This is a genomic window from Halobaculum saliterrae (genome assembly GCF_009831625.1).
Lineage (GTDB): Archaea > Halobacteriota > Halobacteria > Halobacteriales > Haloferacaceae > Halobaculum > Halobaculum saliterrae.
Genome location: NZ_WUUS01000004.1, coordinates 340157 through 357868, shown reverse-complemented (window position 1 = coordinate 357868; position 17712 = coordinate 340157). Strand labels below are relative to the sequence as shown.

The window sequence follows — 17712 nt, the reverse complement described above, 5'->3', positions numbered from 1 at the left end:
GTCGGCGCCGCGCGGGCCGACGCGACCGCCGTCCCCCATCCGGGCGCGGGCCTCTCGGGCGAACCGGGAGTCGCCGCCCGGGGCGCCCTCGCCGGCGCGGGGGCCCGAACGCCGACCGGCCTCGCGTGAGCGCATGTCCTCTTTCAGCCGGCCGGACGCCTGATACCAGAGGAAGTAGGCGGCCGCGCCGGTCGGGAGCGCCGCGAGGATCACGAACGGCGAGTACGCTATCGCGAGCATCACGAGCGTGGCCGTGAGGCCGGCGAGCACGGCGGCGATCCCGAGCAGGAGCACGTCGCGGTCCACACCGTCGATCGGCGGCGCCGAACCGTAAACCCCTCGCCGCCGGTCCCCTGAAATCGGCGGAACGGCCAAGCGTTCGGCCCCCCAACGACCGTCCGGAGGCCCCACGATGAGCGTCACCGGACTCTGTCAGGTGTGTGAGAGCGCGGCGGCGAACGTCTCGTGTGACCGCTGCGGTGCGGCGGTCTGTCGGGACCACTACGACGCGGACACCGGCTTCTGCGCCGACTGTGCCGCGAACGCGGAGATGAGCTGATCGGGAGCGACGACGAGGCGACCGACCCACGAGGAGAGCGCGTCGACAGCGGCGTCCCGAGCGCGAGCGTCAGTCGGTCGGCTCCGCCTCCGACTCCGATCTCGCCCTCGACTCCGATCCCGTTCGTGCTGCAGCAGCGTCGCCATCCGCTCCCACGTTCGCCAGCACGCTCGGTGGAAGCCGAACCGTCACGACGGTCCCGGTGGGATCGCGGTCCTCGAAGGAGAGCTCCGCGCCGAGGAGGCGGGTCCCCCACCGGACCACCCACAGCCCGAGCCCGCTCCCGTGGGAAAGCGCCGTCTCCGTGCCCGAGCGGATGCCCTCGAGTTCCGCCTCGGGAATACCCGGGCCGTCGTCGGCGACGACGAACCGGACGGCGTCCTCGTCCACGCGGACGGCCACCCTGATCGTCGCGTCGTCGCCGTGTTCGATCCCGTTCTCGACGAGGTTCGCGAGCACCACGCCGAGCACACGCGCCCGAACGACCAGCCGGAGGTCGGGGGACACGTCGACGGCGACGTCCGCGTCGGGGTGGGACTCGCGGACGTCACGGACGACGTCGCGGCACACCTCGACGGCGTCGACCTCGCGGGGCTGGGCGTCGTCGTCGAGGACCTCCTCCACGTCGCGGGCCTTCTCGCCGAGCCGCTGGAGCGCCCGCCCCCGCCTGCCGATGGCGTCCGCGAGCGGCCTGTCGTCCTCGTCCACCCGCTCGACCAACAGGTCCGCGTTGCCCACGACGACCGTCATGTCGTTGCGGAGGTTGTGTCTGAGCACGCGGTTGAGCACCTCCAGACGTTGCCTGCGCGCCTCCCGGTCGGTCACGTCCGCGAACGTCACGGTGTAACCGACGACGCGTCCGTGGTGGTCGTCGATCTCCGAGACCGTCGCCTCGTACACGTGATAGCCCGCGTCGGTCGTCTGCTCGATCCGCTGGGGATCCGGGTCGTCGAGGTCGACGTCGGCGACGAACGCGTCGAGCGGCTCGCCGACGACGCCGACCGTGTCGCCGCCGACGTCGTCCACCCCGGCGACGTCGTCGCGGCCCCCCCGGTCGTCGAGGCCGAGCACGGGTCGCGCGGCCGCGTTGTACTCGATGAGCCGCCCGTCGGCGTTCACGACGACGAGCCCCACGCCCACGTCCTCGATGGCGGCCCGACGCCCGAGCACCTGCGTCGCCGGCAGCAGCCCCTGGAGCCTGAACCGGAACAGCGCGAAGCCGAACAGCACCCCCGTGATCGCGAGGGTCAACGGCGTGAGGTCGAGCGCCGGGAGCGGCGGGAGGAAGAACACCGCTTTCACGTGGGCCGCGAAGCTGACGGCGGTGCCGAGGATGAGCGCGATCCCCTGATCGCGATAGAGGGCGCCGTAGGAGATGACCGGTTCCAGCAGGAACACCATCCCGGCGCCGATGACGACCCAGCCGAACGCGGCGTGAACGTAGAACCACACCCCCGGATCGAACAGGACCGTCGCCGTCCCGAACGTCTGGGCGACGCGGTAGTCGGTCCACATCAGCCCGTGCGACGGCGCCGTCGCCACGAGCAGGGTGGTGACGACGGGAACAACCGACATGACCGCGATCAGCCGTCGGTCGACGTACTCGCCGCGGCCGGTGTACCCGAGCGCGAAGAACAGCCAGGCGGGCGCGATGAGCGCCTTCCCGACCTCCAGCGGGACCTCGATCAACTCGCGCGTCCCGGGGTCGAACGCCGTGAGCGCGACCGCGTACGACAGCGACCAGACGGCGACCCCGGCCATCATGACCGCGAACGAGGTCGCCCCCGGCTCGCCCCGGTTGCGCCACGCGTACGTCCCGACGGCGACGGCGGTCCCGCCGGCGAGGAGGGCGAGGAACACGACCGCGACGCCCTCGGGTGTCATGGCACCCTCTCGCGGTCGAAGACGTAAATACGGTACCCCCGCGCCGCGGCGACGGGGCTCGGGATGTGGCCTCACGTCCCCCGAGCGCCTTCACTCAGGCGTCGCGGTGGCGGTTCAGCCGGTCGCGGAGGCGCTTGGCGGCCTGTCCCGACGCCTTGGCGAAGTCCTCGCCCGCGCCTCGCGGCTCCGCCGCTCGGCTTCCCGAGGCGCTGCGCGCCTCGCTGTCCTCCCCCGCGAAGATGATCCCCCGCGAGGAGTTGACGAGGCCGACGCCGTCGGCGAGCCCGTGCTCGACGGCCGCCTCCGCGTCGCCGCCCTGCGCGCCGACGCCGGGGACGAGGAACGGCAGATCGGGGACCTCCTCGCGCAGTTCCTCCAGTTCCTCGGGCGCGGTCGCGCCGACGACGAGCCCGACGTTGCCTCGCTCGTTCCACAGGTCCGCCAGCGCGGCGACCCGGCGGTACAGCGGCTCCCCGGAGGCGAGTTCCAGGTCCTGCAGGTCCGACCCGCCGGGGTTGGAGGTGCGACAGAGGACGAACACGCCCTTGTCCGCCTTCGAGAGGAACGGCTCCAGCGAGTCGCGGCCCATGTAGGGGTTGGCGGTGATCGCGTCGACGTGCTCCAGCAGCTCGGCGTACTTCCTCGCGGTGTTGCCGATGTCGCCCCGCTTGGCGTCCAAGAGGACGGGCACGTCCTTGCCGTGGGCGTACGCGACCGTCTCGCGGAGGCTGCGCCACCCGTCGGCGTCCTCGTAGAAGGCGGCGTTGGGCTTGTAGCAGGCGGCGTACTCGTGGGTGGCGTCGATGATCCGGCGGTTGAACGCCCATCGCGGGAGGTCCCTGTCCAGCAGGTGCTCGGGAATCCGATCCATGTCGGCGTCGAGCCCGACGGAGACGACGGTGTCGCGGGCCTCGATCCGGTCGCGGAGACGCTCGAAGAAGGCGTTGAACGCTGTCATCGCCGGCGGTTCGACGCGAGGGTGCAAAACGGTTCCCGGTTCGGTCGACGCCCGGGGGAGCGGAGTCGCCGCCCGCGACGGACACGCGGGCGTTCCCGCTCAGTCCTCCGACTGCCCGCCCCCAGCGGCGACCGTATCCGGCGTCCCGGGGAGGATCCATCGCGGGACCGCCCGCGTGAGCACGAGCATCCCCGCCAGTTCGACGAGCGTCTGGGTCACCACGACCGCAGGCGCCAGCGCGTACCCGTCGGGGAGCGCCAACGCGAGCGGGAGCACGACCAACGAGTTGCGCGTGACCGAGGTGAACACGAGCCCCCGGCTCTCGCCGAGGCCGAGGTCGAAGACGTCGGCGGCGACCCTCCCGACCGCGACCATGACGACCAGGAACGCGACGTACACCGGGACGACGGCGGCGATCCGGTCGAACGCGGCGTTCACACGAGGGAACTGCGAGGCGACGACGACGAACAGCGTCAGCGCCAGCATCGGCACGGGGAGCGCGCCCGCCGCGGACTGGACCCGCCGGCCCGCCGGGGCGCGTTCGGCCCACGCCTCCGTCGCCCACGCCAGCGCCAGCGGGAGCGCGATGATCGTCGCGAACGCCTCGATGAACGGTCCGGCCTCGACGACGCCGGCGACCCGTCCGCCGGTGAACAGCCACAGGTACGCCGGCAGCAGCGCCAGTTGGACGAGCATCAGCGCGGGCGTCGCGGCGGTGAGCCGCTCGGCGTCGCCGCCGGCGATACCGGTGAACGTGATCACGTAGTCGATACACGGCGTCAACAGCACCAACAGCGCCCCCAGAAGGATCACCGGGTCGTCCGCGAGCGGACGGGTGAGGAGCCACGCGACGACCGGGACGACGAGGAAGTTCGTCGAGAGCGCCGCCGCGAGGAACCGCGCGTCCGTGAACGCCGCCCGGAAGCGAACGAACGGCACCTCCAGAAACGTCACGTAGAGGAGGACCGCGAGCACCGGGTCGACGACGCTCCCGAGCGCAGGTGTCGCCGTCGGCCACACCGTCGCGGCGCCGAGCGCGAGTGCGACCGCGACGGCGTACACCGCGATCTGATTGCGCCGAAGCCACGCGGTTCGACTCATTCGTGACGCGCGTTAGCGGGTGCGCGGTAACAGGGTGTCGACGTGGGGTTCGGGAGCCGACCCGTCAGTCCGCCGGCTCGACCGACTTCGACGCCTCGGGATCGTCGGGCGACACGCGCGCCAGCCGGCTCGCGTTCCCCGTGACGCCGACGGTCATGCCGGCGTCGCCCGCGAGGACGGCGAACCAGATGGGGACGAGGCCGAACGGCACCGCCGCCGCGAGGACCGCCTTCGCCGCGAGGCTGGTCCAGACGTTCTGACGGATGACCGCGTTCGCGCGCTCGGCGAGCGTCCGGAGGTACGGCAGCGTCGAGAGGTCGTCCGCGAGCAGCGCCACGTCGGCGGTCTCGAGAGCGGTGTCCGTGCCGGCGGCGCCCATCGCGATCCCGACGGTCGCCGTCGCCAGCGCGGGGGCGTCGTTGACGCCGTCGCCGACCATCGCGACGCCGTCGTGCTCGTCGAGCAGCCCCTCGACCGCCTCGACCTTCTCGTCGGGGAGCAGCTCCGCGCGCACCTCGTCTATCCCCACCTCGCGACCGACCGCGCGGGCGGTGCGCTCGTTGTCGCCGGTGAGCATCACCGTGCGGACGCCGGCCTCTCGGAGGCGCTCGACCGTGCGCCTCGCCTCGGGGCGAACCTCGTCGGCGACGGCGATGACGCCCTCCAGATCCGTCTCGGTCCCGACGAGCACGACCGTCTTCCCCTCCGCCTGGAGTTCCGGTACTGTGTCCGAGAGGAGGTCGAGGCAGTTGTTCCGCTCGCACATCGTTCGGGAGGTCCGGGTGACGACGCCGCCGTCGGTGGCGGCGTGGACGTGTGAGAGGTCGAAGCCGAGTTCGTCGAACAGCCCGGGCTTGCCGGCGTAGTGGGGCGTCCCGTCGAGGTTCGCCCGCACCCCCTTCCCCGTCACCGCCTCGAAGTCGTCGACCGCGCGGTCGTCGACGTCCGCCGCCTCGGCGCGGTCGACGATGGCGTCGCCGATGGGGTGCTCCGAGCGGAGTTCGAGGCCGCGGGCACAGCGGAGTACGTCCGCCTCGGAGTTGTCGCCCAGCGGGATCACGTCGGTGACGGTGAGCTCCCCTTTCGTCAGCGTGCCCGTCTTGTCGAAGGCGACCGCCTCCACGTCGCCCATCGCCTCCAGGTGAGTGCCGCCCTTGATCAGGACGCCGTTGCGGGCGGCCGCGGTGATACCGGAGACGACCGTCACCGGCGTGGAGATCACGAAGGCGCACGGGCACGCGAGCACGAGGAGCGTGAGTCCGTAGAGGACGTAGGTGTCCCACGCCGCGCCGACGGCCAACGGCGGTCCCAGCGCGAGTATCAGTGCGAAGCCGACGACGACCGGCGTGTAGTAGCTCGCGAACCGCTCGACGAACTGCTCGCGCTCGGAGCGCTCGCCCTGTGCGGCCTCGACCATGTCGACGACCTGCGAGAGGGTGTCCTCCCCGGCCTCGGTCGTCACTTCGACCTCCAGATACCCGCCCTCGACGATGGTGCCGGCGAACACCTCGTCGCCGGGCGCCTTGTCGACCGGGACCGACTCGCCGGTGACGGGCGCCTGGTTCACCGCGCTCGTCCCGTCTGCGACGGTGCCGTCGCGGGGGACCCGCTCGCCCGGGCGCACGACGACCGTCTCGCCGACTGCGACCGCCTCCGCCGGGACGACATCCTCCTCGCCGTCACGGAGCACCGTCGCCTCCGTGGGGGACAGCTCCATCAACTCCCGGAGGGAGTCGCGCGCGCGGTCCATCGCGGCCCCCTCAAGGAGTTCGGAGACGGAGAACAGCGTCGTCAGCGTCGCCGCCTCGAAGTACAGCGGCTCGTCGAACCCGACGCCCGCGGCGACGGCGCCGAGGATGGCGACGCTCATCAGCAGGTCGATGTCGAGGCTGCGCCCCCGGAGCGAGTAGTAGCCGTTGCGGAAGACGGGGACGCCGCCGACGGCGACGGCCGCGAGGTACGCGATGTCGCCGACGCGCACCGCACGGCCGAACAGGTCGACCGCGGGACCCGCATCCGCGGACGCCAGCGGGTTCGCGAGCACTAAGCCGATCCCGGTCAGCACCCCCGCGAGGTACGTCGCGTACGCCCGCCTGCTCCGCCACACCGAGCGCTCGTCGCCGTCGCCGGCGTCGCCATCGGCGTCGAGCGACGTGGAGGCGACCTCGTAGCCGGCCGATTCGACGGCCGAGACCACGGCCGCGAGCGTCGTCGCGTCCGGGTCGAAGCCGAGGTGGACCCTCCCGGTCGTCGGGTGGGCATCGAGGTCACGCACGCCGTCGACGGCCTCCAGGGCGCCCGTCACCTTGCCGGCACAGGAGGCGCAGTCCATCTCCGGAACCGACAGCGTCACCGATTCCAGTTCGTCCTCGACCGCGTAGCCCGCGCCCTCGACGGCCGCGACGACGGCCCCGCGGTCGACGGTGCCGTCGGTCTCGACCGAGAGCGCGCCGGTCGTCGGGTACGGATCGACGTCGGTGACCCCCCCGACGCCGGAGACGGCTCCCTCGACCTTCGACGCGCAGGAGGCGCAGTCCATCCCCGGCACGGAGAGATCGAACGAGGCGACGTCGTCCCCGTCGCCCCCGTCGGCGCCGGCCGCCCTCCCGGAGCCGTCGACGGGAGGGGGTCCGTCGACGGTATCGTCGTGAGTCATGTCCTGTTCGGCGGTAGCGCCCCCTCAGTTATTAACTTGCCTGCCAATAGCGGCCGTCGTCTTGCCCGTTCTTAATAACTGATCGATGATGAGTTGTTATTCCGGGTCGCTCCGGGCGGGACGACCGAGCGCACGTTCGACGGCGTCGACCTTCTCGTCGGCGCGCTGGCTGCGCGTCCGTTTGTCGTCGATCTTCAGGAACGTCGAGACGCGGTCGCCGTCGACGGCGGTGTGGGCGGCCGTCGCCGCGGCCATGAGTTCCTCGATGGACTCGGCCTCGATCACGGTTCCCATCGGGTTCGTCTCGTACTCCACCTCGAACTCGTCGAGGGCGTCCACGGCCTTCGCCACTTCCCCCGCCATGCTCCCCTCGACGACCGGCGCGACGCTCAGTAGGGCGATGACTGTCACGGCCGTCGGTACACCGCGCCCGAGCAAAAGCGATCCCCCGGCGGGTCGCGACGGGGACGAACCGGAGCTGGCGGGACCCAGCGATCCGGGTGTCGCTCTCGCTCGTCTACCGGGGGATGTTCGACACGTACGCCGTCAGGTCGGTCGTGGAGACGACGCCGACGACGCCGCTTTCCCCGTCGGTGACGGGCATGTGGTGGAACCGGTGCTCCAGCATCGTCGCGGCGACGTCCGCCAACGAGTCGCCGGGGTCGGCGGTGACGAGGTCGGTACTCATGTACTCGGAGACGGGCGTCTGGTCCTTCGGCTGTCGCTCCGCGACGATCTGCACGAAGTCGGTGTTCGTGAGGATGCCACGGAGCGTGCCGTCGTCGTCGACGACGATGACCGACCCGATACCGCGCTCCATCATTCCCGTCGCGGCCTCCTCGACCAGCGTGTCGGGGGAGACGGTGTAGAGACTCTCGGACATCACCTGCGCGACGAACACGTCGTCTAGATCGTCCATTGGTATTCGGGGATCCGTCGGGGGCGGAATAAGCGTTGATGTCGCGGGGAGGCGAGTGCCGTTCGACCGCAACGACGGCTGACGGGACGGTGTCTCGGGAGTCGAGTCGCCGAGTAGAACTGCACTGGCGGGGAGTTGAACCACGCCGTCGGCTCGCTGCACTCGCCGCCGTCTACTTCAGAATCCCCGCGGACGACATCACACCGACGGCCTGACTCGCGAGACTACGTCTCACTCGCTAGCGGCCGTCGGAGAAGATGCACTGGCGGGGATTTGAACCCCGGTTGTGACCATGGCAAGGTCACGTGATACCACTACACTACCAGTGCGTACCTGCATCCGGGCGCCGTCTCCGGCTTTCTCCCGGTGCGCATTCACCACTAACGGCAGGGTGATATATAAATCCGTTCCTCCGGATGCGCCGTGCGGGAACGTCTCGTGTGACCCAGTCTCGGGCCGGGTGACGCCACGTGGCACGTGAGTGGTTCCCACGTGAAACGCCGGCTGACGGGTGTGTCACGCCGTGACGCCGGGGGGCTCGATTCAACACCCTTTTACGCCGCGCCTGAGGATCCACGTAGTACAGTCCGGTGCAGCGACAATGAACGGAACGACGCTCGACGTGCTCGTTCCGTCGTCGCTCGTCCGGGAGGCCGAGGACGGCCGCGAGGCCACGCGAAAACTCGGTTACGTCGCCCGCGCGGCGACGATCTTCCGGGCGGACCGGTTGGTCGTCTTCCCCGACCGGGAAGGCGAACGTCGCAGAGGCGGCGAGTACGTCCGAACCGTGCTGGAGTACTGCGCGACCCCCTCCTACCTCCGGAAGGAGGTGTGGGGAAAACGTGAGGAACTCCGGCACGCCGGCGTGCTCCCGCCGATGCGGCCCGCTCGCTCCGGCCCCGACGGGTCGGAACTACGAGAGGGAATCGTGACCGAGGTCGGACCTGAAGGCCGCGTTCGGGTCAATTGCGGAACGCAACACCCGATCTCCCTGCACGCGTCTCCCGGACGGGAGTACGTGGAGGGGGAGCGCGTCACCGTCAGGGTCTCTTCGAGAGAACCGGTCCGTGCCCGCCTCACCGACGACCCCGCACCGGGGTTTCGGGTGGCCGGCGCGGCCTTGGAGGACGCCCTCGCCGACGCCGAGACCGCGATCGCCACGTCGCGACACGGACGCGAACTGTCCGTGTCCGGCCTGGCGGACGTGCGTACGCGCACGCGCGACACACACGTCGCCGTCGCGTTCGGCTCGCCCGGCAGGGGGCTCCCGGCCATCCTCGGCATGGACGCCGAGGATGTCCCGGTCGACCCCGACGCCACGGACGGCTCGGGGTTCGACCTCTGGCTGAACGCGATTCCGCGACAGGGCAGCGAGGTGGTGCGGACCGAGGAAGCGATCTTCGCCGCGCTCTCGCCGCTCACACTCACGGAGTAAGCCAAACACAATGCCACAACCAAGCAGACCACGCAAGGGTTCGCTGGGCTTCGGCCCGCGCAAGCGCGCGAGCAGTGAGGTCCCCCGCATCCGCTCGTGGCCCGAGGACGACGGCGCTGCCGGCGTCCAGGGCTTCGCGGGCTACAAGGCGGGCATGACCCACGTCGTGATGGTGAACGACGAGTCCGACTCCCCGCGAGAGGGGATGGAGGAGTCAGTTCCCGTCACGGTCGTGGAGGTGCCGCCGATGCGCGCGGTCGCCCTGCGAGCCTACGAGGACACGCCGTACGGACAGAAGCCGGTCACCGAGGTGTGGACCACCGAGTTCCACGAGGAGCTCGACCGCACGCTCGACCTGCCGGCGGAGAACGATTTCGACGCGGACGCCGAGGAGCTTCGCGAACTGGTCGACGACGGCGTCGTCGACGACCTCCGGTTCATCACACACACCGAGCCGGCGAAGCTGTCGAACGTCCCCAAGAAGAAGCCCGACGTGATGGAGACGCGTGTCGGCGGCGCCTCGATGGACGAGCGCCTCGACTACGCGCTCGATCTGGTCGAGGACGGCGGCGAACACGAGTTCGGCGACGTCTTCCGTGCCGGCGAGTACACGGACGTCTCCGGCGTCACGAAGGGCAAGGGCACCCAGGGCCCCGTCAAGCGCTGGGGCGTCCAGAAGCGGAAGGGCAAGCACGCGCGGCAGGGCTGGCGGCGCCGGATCGGTAACCTCGGCCCGTGGAACCCCTCGCGCGTTCGCTCGACGGTCCCCCAGCAGGGGCAGACCGGCTACCACCAGCGCACGGAGCTCAACAAGCGGCTCATCGACTTCGGCGAGGGCGACGACGCCTCCGTCGAGGGCGGCTTCAAGGGCTACGGCGAGGTGGACGGCCACTACGCGCTCGTGAAGGGCTCGCTGCCGGGTCCCTCCAAGCGCCTCCTGCGCTTCCGACCGGCCATCCGGCCGAACGACCAGCCGCGCCTCGACCCCGAGGTGCGCTACGTCTCCACCGAATCGAACCAAGGATAATGAAGGCAACAGTACGAGACCTGAACGGCGACGACTCGGGCGAGGTCGACCTCCCCGACGTCTTCGAGACGCAGTTCCGCTCGGACCTGATCCGACGGGCCGTCGTCGCCGCGCAGGCAAACCGGAAACAGGCGTACGGCGCCGACGAGTTCGCCGGCCTCCGCACCCCCGCGGAGTCGTTCGGCTCCGGCCGCGGCATGGCCCACGTGCCCCGTTCGAACGGGCAGGGTCGCCGCGTCCCGCAGACCGTCAAGGGTCGCAAGGCCCACCCGCCGAAGGCCGAGAAGGACCAGAGCAAGAAGATGAACGACAAGGAGCGGAAGCTCGCGACGCGGTCGGCCATCGCGGCCACCGCCGACGCCGAGCTGGTCGCCGAGCGCGGCCACGCCTTCGACGAGGAGGTCGAGCTGCCGCTCGTCGTCTCCGACGAGTTCGAGGAACTCGTCAAGACGAAGGAGGTCGTCTCCTTCCTCGAGGCCGTCGGCGTCGCCGACGACATCGAGCGCGCCGACGAGGGGCGCACGATCCGCGCCGGTCGCGGGACGACCCGCGGTCGCAAGACGCGCGAGCCCAAGTCGGTGCTGTTCGTCACCAGCGAGGAGCCGTCGAAGGCGGCGCGCAACCTCGCGGGCGCGGACGTGGCCACCGGTCGAGAGGTGAGCGTCGAGGACCTGGCGCCCGGGACGCACCCCGGCCGCCTGACCGTCTTCACCGAGAGCGCGCTCGAGGAGGTGGCCGAGCGATGAGCTCGATCATCCACCACCCGCTCGTCACCGAGAAGGCGATGGACGAGATGGACTTCGAGAACAAGCTCCAGTTCATCGTCGACATCGACGCGGCCAAACCCGAGATCGCCGACGCCGTCGCCGCGCAGTTCGACGTGGGCGTCGAGTCGGTCCGGACGCAGATCACGCCGCAGGGGACGAAGAAGGCGACCGTCGAACTCGACGAGGACAGCGACGCGCAGGAAGTCGCCTCCCGGATCGGGGTGTTCTGAGAATGGGACGCAGAATTCAGGGACAACGACGCGGCCGCGGCGGCTCGACGTTCCGAGCGCCGTCGCACCGGTACAAGTCTGACAAACAGCACAAGAAGATCGCGGAGGACGACGCGGACACCGTCCACGGCGAGGTCGTCGGCATCGAGCACGACCCCGCCCGGTCGGCGCCCATCGCGGACGTGAAGTTCGAGGACGGCGACCGCCGCCTCGTGCTCGCGCCCGAGGGCATCACCGTCGGCGAGACGCTGTCGGTCGGCGTCTCCGCGGAGATCAAGCCCGGCAACACGCTGCCCGTCTCGGAGATCCCCGAGGGGGTTCCCGTGTGCAACGTCGAGTCCAAGCCCGGCGACGGGGGCAAGTTCGCCCGCGCCTCGGGCGTCAACGCGACGCTGCTCACCCACGACCGCGACGTCGCGGTCGTCCAGCTCCCGTCGGGAGAGGTCAAGCGACTCAACCCGGACTGCCGCGCCACCGTCGGCGTCGTCGCCGGCGGCGGTCGGACGGAGAAGCCGTTCGTGAAGGCCGGGAAGAAGCACCACAAGATGCGCAGTCGCGGGACGAAGTACCCGCGCGTCCGTGGCGTGGCGATGAACGCCGTCGACCACCCGTTCGGTGGCGGCGGCCGCCAGCACCCCGGACAGCCGAAGTCCGTCTCGCGGAACGCTCCGCCGGGCCGGAAGGTCGGCGACATCGCCTCGAAGCGAACCGGTCGAGGTGGCGACAGATAACATGAGTTCGGAATACCGCACCGGTCGCGAGGGTGAGTTCACCTACCGCGGCCACACGCTCGACGAGCTGCAGGAGATGGAGCTCGACGAGGTCAAGGCACTGCTTCCCGCCCGCGCGCGGCGAACCATCACTCGAGGACTCGGGGTCCAGCAGCGGAAGCTGCTGGAGGCCGCCGAGGACGCCACGGCCGAGGAGACGGCGAACGATCCCATCCGGACGCACGTCCGGGACATGCCGATCGTGCCGTCGTTCGTCGGTCTCACGTTCGAGGTGTACGACGGCAGTCACTTCGAGCGCGTCGAGGTCGAGCCCGAGATGATCGGGCACTACCTCGGCGAGTTCAACCAGACCCGGAACTCCGTGGAACACGGTCAGGCCGGTATCGGCGCGACCCGGTCCTCGAAGTTCGTGCCCCTCAAGTAACAATGGGAATCAGCTACAGCGTCGACGCCGACCCGGAGACCACCGCCAAGGGAATGCTCCGCGAGCGGCAGATCAGCTTCAAGCACAGCAAGGCCATCGCCCGCGAACTGAAGGGCGAGACGGTCGCCGACGCCGAGGAGTACCTGCATGCGGTCATCGACGGGGATCGCTCCGTCCCGTTCCGCAAGCACAACACCGGCGTCGGTCACCGTTCGGACATCGACGGCTGGGACGCCGGCCGCTACCCCGAGAAGGCCTCCAAGGACTTCCTGAAGCTCCTTGAGAACGTCAGCAACAACGCCGACGAGCAGGGGTTCGACGGCGAGTCGATGACGATCAAACACGTCGCCGCCCACAAGGTCGGCGAGCAGCAGGGCCGCAAGCCCCGAGCGATGGGTCGCGCGAGCGCCTGGAACACCCCGCAAGTGGACGTCGAAATGATCATCGAGGAGGACGCGTAACATGGCGGACGAGCACCAGTTCATCGAGGACGGGCTCCAGCGGAGCCAGATCAACGAGTTCTTCGAGGACGAGCTCGGTCGCGCCGGCTACGGCGGGATGGAGGTCGCGAAGACGCCCATGGGCACGCAGATCGTGCTCAAGGCCGAGAAGCCCGGCATGGTGATCGGCAAGGGCGGGAAGAACATCCGCAAGGTGACCACCGAGCTCGAGGAGCGCTTCGACATGGACGACCCGCAGATCGACGTGCAGGAGGTCGACGAACCCGACCTCAACGCGAAGATCGTCGCGGACCGTCTGGCGAACGCCCTCGAGCGCGGCTGGTACTTCCGCCGCGCGGGCCACACGACGATCGACCGGATCATGGACGCGGGTGCGCTGGGCGCCGAGATCGTCCTCTCCGGGAAGGTCACGGGCGCCCGCTCGCGCGTGGAGAAGTTCAACCGCGGCTACATCAAGCACAACGGCGAGCCCGCCGAGGACGTCGTCGACGAGGGACAGGGCGTGGCCGTCATGAAGCTCGGTACCATCGGCGTGACCGTCAAGATCATCCCGCCGGGCGCGACCCTGCCCGACGACTTCGAGATCGCCGAGGACGCCGACGCGCCCGAGGTCGAGCAGGCCGGTGCGTCCGGCGAGGGCGTCGAGGACCTGCTGGCCGACGTGGACGACGAGGAGGTTCCGGAGACGGAGCCCGACCTCCCCGGCGGCGACGAGGACGTCCCGGACGCCGACCCCGAGGACGTCATCGACGAGGAGGTCGTCGAGGAGGTCATCGAGGCCGACGAGACCGCCGACGGCGACGGAGCCGAGACGGCCGAGCCGTCCGAGGAGGACGAGCCCGAGCTCGACGAGCTCGACGAGGACGTCGAGTCCGAGGCCGAGGACCTCGTCGCCGAGATGGAGAGCGAGGAGGACGACGCGGACGACGAGGAGGAGGAGTAACCGATGGCGATCCTTCACACGCAGGAGATCCGCGACATGACGCCCGCCGAGCGCGACGCCGAACTCGAGGAGCTCGAGACCGAGCTGCTCAACGCGAAGGCCGTGCAGGCGGCCGGCGGCGCCCCGGAGAACCCGGGCCGCGTCGGCGAGCTGAAGCGCACGATCGCGCGGATCAAGACGATCCAGCGCGAGGAAGGCGACCTGGACGACACCGACGAATAACATGGCACTGACCCCCGAGACGCTCACGCGACACGAACTCCGCGGCCTCCCGGTACGGGTGGCCGCCGCCGCCAGCGACGCCCACGTCGGGCTCGCGGGCGTGGTCGTGTCCGAGAGCATGCGCACCCTCACGGTGCGCACCGCTCGGGGGGACAAGCGGGTGCCGAAGGAGGGGACGACGTTCCGGTTCGTCCTCTCGACACAGCATTCGGGAGACGGCGCGGGCCGCCGTCACACCGAGCCCAGCACGGGCGCGCCTCGCGAACGCGAGTCGTCGCCCGTCACACATGAAGCCGCGGGGGACCGCAAGGCCCCCGGGTCCGCGTTCGAACTTCCGTCGCCCACGCACCCCACACTGGCCGGGGAGCGCGGGCAGTACGATACTACCGGGGTCACAGCCGGTCAGTCGGACGGTTGCGAGGACGCGGTCTCCGTTACGGTGGATGGGGCCAGACTGCTCTCACGACCCGCCTTCCGCACGGAACGTGCGGGTGATCACCAATGGCAATCGGACTGAACGTAACAGAACCGGAGGAGCCCTGCTCCGACGAGAACTGCCCGTTCCACGGATCGCTTTCCGTGCGCGGACAGACGCTCGAGGGCACGGTCGCCTCCACATCGATGGACAAGACGGTCGTCGTCGAGCGCGAATACGACGTATTCGTGCCGAAGTACGACCGGTATATGAAACGACGAAGCCGCGTGCCGGCGCACCTGTCGCCCTGCCTCGACATCGAGGAGGGCGATCAGGTCCGCATCGCCGAGACGCGGCCGCTGTCGAAGACGAAGAGCCACGTCGTCGTCGAGACGCTCGAGGCGGAGGGTGATGCCTGATGGAGGCCCTGAAGGCCGACGTCACGCAGGGCCTGGAGAAGGGCTCCCTGATCGCGTGCGCCGACAACACCGGCGCGCGTGAGCTGAAGGTCATCTCCGTGTCGGGCTACTCGGGGACGAAGAATCGACACCCCAAGGCGGGCGTCGCCGACAAGGTCACCGTCTCGGTGACCAAGGGGACGCCCGAGATGCGACGTCAGGTGCTGGAGGCCGTCGTGGTCCGCCAGCGCAAGGCCATCCGTCGTCCCGACGGCACCCGCGTGAAGTTCGCGGACAACGCCGCCGTCGTGATCGACGACATGGAGGAGCCGCGTGGGACCGAGATCAAGGGTCCCATCGCGCGCGAGGTCGCCGAACGCTTCGGGAGCATCGCATCAACCGCGACTCAGATCGTATGAGCGAACAACCGCACAAACAGCGCACACGGACCCGAGACGCGCCGCTCCACGAGCGGCAGAAGTTCGTCCGCGCCACCCTCTCGGAGGAGCTTCGGGAGGAGTACGGCCAGCGGAACGTCCGCGTCAACGCGGGCGACACCGTCGAGGTCATGCGCGGCGACTTCGCGGGCGAGGAGGGCGAGGTCGTCGACGTGGATCTCCGCGAGTCGGTGATCCACGTCGAGGACGTCACCGTCGAGAAGGCCGACGGGGAGGAGACCCCGCGCCCGCTCGACACCTCGAACGTGCGTGTCGTCGACCTGGACCTCGAGGACGACCGCCGAGAGGCGCGTCTGGAGTCCGACGAGGAGGCTGCATAACATGAGTAACCACCAGAAGCGACTGTCGGCCCCGAACTCGTGGCCGATCGAGCGGAAGGAAGAGACGTTCACCGTGAAGGCGGGCGCGGGCCCGCACGGCGAGTCGGGCGTTCCCCTGCTCATCGTCCTCCGGGACGTGCTGGGGTACGTCGACTCGCGCAAGGAGGCGCGCTACGCGCTCGATCACGGATCCGTGCTCGTCAACGGCAAGGCGGTCTCAGACGAGGCCCGCCCGGTCGGGATGTTCGACATCCTGGCGTTCGACGAGCGCGAGGAGTACTACCGGGTGTTCCCGGGCGAGGGCGGCCGGCTCTCGCTGACGCCGATCGACGAGGAGGCGGCCTCCTCGCGGCTCGGGAAGGTCTCCGGCAAGACCCAGGTCGCCGGCGGCGACTTCCAGTACACGCTCCACGACGGGACGACCCTCGTGAGCGAGGACGGGAGCTACGCCGGCGGCGACTCGCTCGTCGTCGACAACGACACCAAGGAGGTCGTCGCGCACTTCCCGTACGAGGAGGGCGCGCTCGTCACCGCCGTCGCCGGCAGCCACGCCGGAGAGATCGGCGAGATCGACGAGATCACCGTCACCGCCGGCTCCGGCGACAACGCCGTGCGCGTCGCGCAGGACGACGGCGGCTTCGAGACGGTCGAGGAGTACGTCGTGGTCATCGACGAGAACTTCACGGGTGATGACGAATGAGCGAGGCTGACGCGGACTTCCACGAGATGCGCGAGCCGCGCATCGAGAAGGTCGTCGTCCACATGGGCGTCGGTCAGGGTGGCCGCGAGCTCGCGAACGGCGAGGAGATCCTCGAGGAGATCACCGGACAGGAGACGGTTCGCACGACGGCCAAGCGCGCCATCGGCGAGTTCGACATCCGACCCGGAGACCCCATCGGGGCGAAGGTCACCCTGCGCGGCGAGGACGCCGACGAGTTCCTCGAGACCGCGCTGGAGCTGGTCGACCTCTCGGCCTCACAGTTCGACGACACGGGCAACGTGAGCTTCGGCGTCGCCGAGCACACGGAGTTCCCGAGTCAGGAGTACGACCCGCAGATCGGCATCTACGGGCTCGACGTCACCGTGACCCTCACCCGACCGGGCTACCGCGTCTCGAAGCGGAACAAGGTCACCCGGTCGATCCCGAGCGGTCACCGGATGAGCGTCGACGACGCCGTCGCGTTCCTCGAACGCGAGTTCGACGTGGAGGTCACAGCATGAGCGACGCAGACACAGAGACGACCGGACCCGAGGAGACGGGCGAGCACGCCGCCAAGCGCACCGGCCAGGAGGTCGAGTGCCGGCGCTGCGAGCGCAAACAGGGGCTCGTCGGCAAGTACGACATCAACCTCTGTCGCCAGTGTTTCCGCGAGATCGCCCGCGACATGGGCTTCCGGAAGTATCGATAACAATGGCAGGTAACGACCCCCTCTCCGACGCCCTGGCTGGCCTCGACAACGCCGAGGACGTCGGTCATCTGGAATACACGGTCCAGCCCGCCTCGAACATCATCGGCTCCACGCTCGAAGTGCTGTACGACAACGGATACGTCGACGGCTTCGAGTTCGTGGACGACGGCCGAGCGGGAACGTTCGAGGTCGAACTGAAAGGCGCGATCAACGAGTGCGGCGCGGTCAAGCCGCGGTACTCCGTGGCCGCGGACGGCTACGAGAAGTGGGAGAAGCGGTTCCTCCCCGCCCGCGACTACGGCGCGCTCATCGTGACCACGAGTCACGGCGTCATGAGCCACTACGAGGCCCGCGAGGCGGGCATCGGTGGCCAAGTGATCGCATACGTCTACTGA

Annotated in this window: 24 protein-coding genes, 1 tRNA gene and 1 pseudogene; 18 read left to right on the top strand and 8 right to left on the bottom strand. The window is 69.8% G+C overall.

Annotated features, from left to right (window positions below):
* Nucleotides 1-306, bottom strand: a pseudogene (locus GRX01_RS08625) (J domain-containing protein); the annotation flags it as partial.
* 106 nt (nucleotides 307-412) lie between these two features.
* Between GRX01_RS08625 and GRX01_RS18815 the strand changes: the two are divergent.
* Complete coding sequence (locus tag GRX01_RS18815; RefSeq protein ID WP_201289548.1) at nucleotides 413-559, top strand: hypothetical protein; 147 nt, start codon at nucleotides 413-415, stop codon at nucleotides 557-559.
* A 69-nt stretch (nucleotides 560-628) separates the two neighbouring features.
* Here GRX01_RS18815 and GRX01_RS08620 read toward each other — a convergent pair whose 3' ends face one another.
* The 7 genes from GRX01_RS08620 to GRX01_RS08590 form a co-directional block, all read right to left on the bottom strand.
* On the bottom strand, nucleotides 629-2443 hold the full coding sequence (locus GRX01_RS08620) for a sensor histidine kinase (RefSeq protein ID WP_159665672.1): 1815 nt from the start codon (nucleotides 2441-2443) through the stop codon (nucleotides 629-631).
* A 94-nt stretch (nucleotides 2444-2537) separates the two neighbouring features.
* On the bottom strand, nucleotides 2538-3401 hold the full coding sequence (gene pyrF, locus GRX01_RS08615; RefSeq protein ID WP_159665669.1) for an orotidine-5'-phosphate decarboxylase: 864 nt from the start codon (nucleotides 3399-3401) through the stop codon (nucleotides 2538-2540).
* A 99-nt stretch (nucleotides 3402-3500) separates the two neighbouring features.
* On the bottom strand, nucleotides 3501-4502 hold the full coding sequence (locus GRX01_RS08610; RefSeq protein ID WP_159665666.1) for an arsenic resistance protein: 1002 nt from the start codon (nucleotides 4500-4502) through the stop codon (nucleotides 3501-3503).
* A 64-nt stretch (nucleotides 4503-4566) separates the two neighbouring features.
* A complete protein-coding gene (locus GRX01_RS08605; protein WP_201289547.1) occupies nucleotides 4567-7158 on the bottom strand; it encodes a heavy metal translocating P-type ATPase in 2592 nt (863 codons plus the stop codon).
* A 96-nt stretch (nucleotides 7159-7254) separates the two neighbouring features.
* Nucleotides 7255-7569 carry an MTH1187 family thiamine-binding protein gene (locus GRX01_RS08600; RefSeq protein WP_321167982.1) on the bottom strand — a complete coding sequence of 105 codons (315 nt, stop codon included), beginning with the start codon at nucleotides 7567-7569 and terminating at the stop codon, nucleotides 7255-7257.
* Between the two features lie 106 nt (nucleotides 7570-7675).
* A complete protein-coding gene (locus GRX01_RS08595; RefSeq protein WP_159665663.1) occupies nucleotides 7676-8077 on the bottom strand; it encodes a CBS domain-containing protein in 402 nt (133 codons plus the stop codon).
* A gap of 258 nt (nucleotides 8078-8335) precedes the next feature.
* Nucleotides 8336-8406 (bottom strand) — tRNA-Gly (locus GRX01_RS08590).
* Between the two features lie 272 nt (nucleotides 8407-8678).
* On the opposite strand from GRX01_RS08590, the gene GRX01_RS08585 reads away from it, so the two are divergent.
* From GRX01_RS08585 to GRX01_RS08505, 17 genes are read left to right on the top strand one after another with little or no spacing between them, the layout of a single operon-like run.
* The gene (locus tag GRX01_RS08585; RefSeq protein WP_159665660.1) at nucleotides 8679-9512 is read left to right on the top strand and encodes a putative RNA uridine N3 methyltransferase; all 834 of its coding nucleotides are present in this window, start codon (nucleotides 8679-8681) and stop codon (nucleotides 9510-9512) included.
* A 10-nt stretch (nucleotides 9513-9522) separates the two neighbouring features.
* Complete coding sequence (locus tag GRX01_RS08580; RefSeq protein WP_159665657.1) at nucleotides 9523-10539, top strand: 50S ribosomal protein L3; 1017 nt, start codon at nucleotides 9523-9525, stop codon at nucleotides 10537-10539.
* The gene (rpl4p, locus tag GRX01_RS08575; RefSeq protein WP_159665654.1) at nucleotides 10539-11285 is read left to right on the top strand and encodes a 50S ribosomal protein L4; all 747 of its coding nucleotides are present in this window, start codon (nucleotides 10539-10541) and stop codon (nucleotides 11283-11285) included. Before GRX01_RS08580 ends, rpl4p begins: the two co-directional genes overlap by 1 nt.
* Nucleotides 11282-11536: a 50S ribosomal protein L23 gene (locus tag GRX01_RS08570; RefSeq protein ID WP_159665651.1), complete on the top strand. Its 255-nt coding sequence runs from the start codon at nucleotides 11282-11284 to the stop codon at nucleotides 11534-11536. Before rpl4p ends, GRX01_RS08570 begins: the two co-directional genes overlap by 4 nt.
* Nucleotides 11537-11538: 2 nt before the next feature.
* The gene (locus GRX01_RS08565; RefSeq protein WP_159665648.1) at nucleotides 11539-12267 is read left to right on the top strand and encodes a 50S ribosomal protein L2; all 729 of its coding nucleotides are present in this window, start codon (nucleotides 11539-11541) and stop codon (nucleotides 12265-12267) included.
* Nucleotide 12268: 1 nt separating this feature from the next.
* Nucleotides 12269-12691 (top strand): 30S ribosomal protein S19, encoded by a 423-nt coding sequence (locus tag GRX01_RS08560; RefSeq protein WP_159665645.1) that lies wholly within the window; start codon nucleotides 12269-12271, stop codon nucleotides 12689-12691.
* Nucleotides 12692-12693: 2 nt separating this feature from the next.
* Nucleotides 12694-13152, top strand: coding sequence for a 50S ribosomal protein L22 (locus GRX01_RS08555; protein WP_159665642.1), 459 nt, complete (start codon nucleotides 12694-12696; stop codon nucleotides 13150-13152).
* 1 nt (nucleotide 13153) lies between these two features.
* Nucleotides 13154-14095, top strand: coding sequence for a 30S ribosomal protein S3 (locus tag GRX01_RS08550; RefSeq protein WP_159665639.1), 942 nt, complete (start codon nucleotides 13154-13156; stop codon nucleotides 14093-14095).
* A gap of 3 nt (nucleotides 14096-14098) precedes the next feature.
* Nucleotides 14099-14317 (top strand): 50S ribosomal protein L29, encoded by a 219-nt coding sequence (gene rpmC, locus GRX01_RS08545; RefSeq protein ID WP_159665637.1) that lies wholly within the window; start codon nucleotides 14099-14101, stop codon nucleotides 14315-14317.
* Nucleotide 14318: 1 nt separating this feature from the next.
* Nucleotides 14319-14834 carry a ribonuclease P protein subunit gene (locus tag GRX01_RS08540; RefSeq protein ID WP_159665634.1) on the top strand — a complete coding sequence of 172 codons (516 nt, stop codon included), beginning with the start codon at nucleotides 14319-14321 and terminating at the stop codon, nucleotides 14832-14834.
* Nucleotides 14819-15151, top strand: coding sequence for a 30S ribosomal protein S17 (locus GRX01_RS08535; protein WP_159665631.1), 333 nt, complete (start codon nucleotides 14819-14821; stop codon nucleotides 15149-15151). The genes GRX01_RS08540 and GRX01_RS08535 overlap by 16 nt, the downstream gene beginning before the upstream one ends.
* Nucleotides 15151-15549: a 50S ribosomal protein L14 gene (locus GRX01_RS08530; RefSeq protein WP_159665628.1), complete on the top strand. Its 399-nt coding sequence runs from the start codon at nucleotides 15151-15153 to the stop codon at nucleotides 15547-15549. The genes GRX01_RS08535 and GRX01_RS08530 overlap by 1 nt, the downstream gene beginning before the upstream one ends.
* Nucleotides 15546-15908 carry a 50S ribosomal protein L24 gene (gene rplX, locus GRX01_RS08525; protein ID WP_159665625.1) on the top strand — a complete coding sequence of 121 codons (363 nt, stop codon included), beginning with the start codon at nucleotides 15546-15548 and terminating at the stop codon, nucleotides 15906-15908. Before GRX01_RS08530 ends, rplX begins: the two co-directional genes overlap by 4 nt.
* 1 nt (nucleotide 15909) lies before the next feature.
* Complete coding sequence (locus tag GRX01_RS08520) at nucleotides 15910-16608, top strand: 30S ribosomal protein S4e (RefSeq protein ID WP_159665622.1); 699 nt, start codon at nucleotides 15910-15912, stop codon at nucleotides 16606-16608.
* Entirely contained in the window at nucleotides 16605-17129 is a 525-nt protein-coding gene (locus GRX01_RS08515) for a 50S ribosomal protein L5 (RefSeq protein ID WP_159665618.1), read from the top strand. The genes GRX01_RS08520 and GRX01_RS08515 overlap by 4 nt, the downstream gene beginning before the upstream one ends.
* Nucleotides 17126-17317: a 30S ribosomal protein S14 gene (locus GRX01_RS08510; RefSeq protein WP_159665615.1), complete on the top strand. Its 192-nt coding sequence runs from the start codon at nucleotides 17126-17128 to the stop codon at nucleotides 17315-17317. The genes GRX01_RS08515 and GRX01_RS08510 overlap by 4 nt, the downstream gene beginning before the upstream one ends.
* A 2-nt stretch (nucleotides 17318-17319) precedes the next feature.
* Nucleotides 17320-17712, top strand: a complete 393-nt coding sequence (locus tag GRX01_RS08505; RefSeq protein ID WP_159665612.1) for a 30S ribosomal protein S8 — start codon at nucleotides 17320-17322, stop codon at nucleotides 17710-17712.

Excerpts from the sequence above, each read along its gene's own strand:
- GRX01_RS18815 (WP_201289548.1), top strand. The coding sequence starts at position 413 with ATGAGCGTCACCGGACTCTGTCAGGTGTGTGAGAGCGCGGCGGCGAAC.
- GRX01_RS08620 (WP_159665672.1), bottom strand. The coding sequence starts at position 2,443 with ATGACACCCGAGGGCGTCGCGGTCGTGTTCCTCGCCCTCCTCGCCGGC.
- pyrF (WP_159665669.1), bottom strand. The coding sequence starts at position 3,401 with ATGACAGCGTTCAACGCCTTCTTCGAGCGTCTCCGCGACCGGATCGAG.
- GRX01_RS08610 (WP_159665666.1), bottom strand. The coding sequence starts at position 4,502 with ATGAGTCGAACCGCGTGGCTTCGGCGCAATCAGATCGCGGTGTACGCC.
- GRX01_RS08605 (WP_201289547.1), bottom strand. The coding sequence starts at position 7,158 with ATGACTCACGACGATACCGTCGACGGACCCCCTCCCGTCGACGGCTCC.
- GRX01_RS08595 (WP_159665663.1), bottom strand. The coding sequence starts at position 8,077 with ATGGACGATCTAGACGACGTGTTCGTCGCGCAGGTGATGTCCGAGAGT.
- GRX01_RS08585 (WP_159665660.1), top strand. The coding sequence starts at position 8,679 with ATGAACGGAACGACGCTCGACGTGCTCGTTCCGTCGTCGCTCGTCCGG.
- GRX01_RS08580 (WP_159665657.1), top strand. The coding sequence starts at position 9,523 with ATGCCACAACCAAGCAGACCACGCAAGGGTTCGCTGGGCTTCGGCCCG.
- rpl4p (WP_159665654.1), top strand. The coding sequence starts at position 10,539 with ATGAAGGCAACAGTACGAGACCTGAACGGCGACGACTCGGGCGAGGTC.
- GRX01_RS08570 (WP_159665651.1), top strand. The coding sequence starts at position 11,282 with ATGAGCTCGATCATCCACCACCCGCTCGTCACCGAGAAGGCGATGGAC.
- GRX01_RS08565 (WP_159665648.1), top strand. The coding sequence starts at position 11,539 with ATGGGACGCAGAATTCAGGGACAACGACGCGGCCGCGGCGGCTCGACG.
- GRX01_RS08560 (WP_159665645.1), top strand. The coding sequence starts at position 12,269 with ATGAGTTCGGAATACCGCACCGGTCGCGAGGGTGAGTTCACCTACCGC.
- GRX01_RS08555 (WP_159665642.1), top strand. The coding sequence starts at position 12,694 with ATGGGAATCAGCTACAGCGTCGACGCCGACCCGGAGACCACCGCCAAG.
- GRX01_RS08550 (WP_159665639.1), top strand. The coding sequence starts at position 13,154 with ATGGCGGACGAGCACCAGTTCATCGAGGACGGGCTCCAGCGGAGCCAG.
- rpmC (WP_159665637.1), top strand. The coding sequence starts at position 14,099 with ATGGCGATCCTTCACACGCAGGAGATCCGCGACATGACGCCCGCCGAG.
- GRX01_RS08540 (WP_159665634.1), top strand. The coding sequence starts at position 14,319 with ATGGCACTGACCCCCGAGACGCTCACGCGACACGAACTCCGCGGCCTC.
- GRX01_RS08535 (WP_159665631.1), top strand. The coding sequence starts at position 14,819 with ATGGCAATCGGACTGAACGTAACAGAACCGGAGGAGCCCTGCTCCGAC.
- GRX01_RS08530 (WP_159665628.1), top strand. The coding sequence starts at position 15,151 with ATGGAGGCCCTGAAGGCCGACGTCACGCAGGGCCTGGAGAAGGGCTCC.
- rplX (WP_159665625.1), top strand. The coding sequence starts at position 15,546 with ATGAGCGAACAACCGCACAAACAGCGCACACGGACCCGAGACGCGCCG.
- GRX01_RS08520 (WP_159665622.1), top strand. The coding sequence starts at position 15,910 with ATGAGTAACCACCAGAAGCGACTGTCGGCCCCGAACTCGTGGCCGATC.
- GRX01_RS08515 (WP_159665618.1), top strand. The coding sequence starts at position 16,605 with ATGAGCGAGGCTGACGCGGACTTCCACGAGATGCGCGAGCCGCGCATC.
- GRX01_RS08510 (WP_159665615.1), top strand. The coding sequence starts at position 17,126 with ATGAGCGACGCAGACACAGAGACGACCGGACCCGAGGAGACGGGCGAG.
- GRX01_RS08505 (WP_159665612.1), top strand. The coding sequence starts at position 17,320 with ATGGCAGGTAACGACCCCCTCTCCGACGCCCTGGCTGGCCTCGACAAC.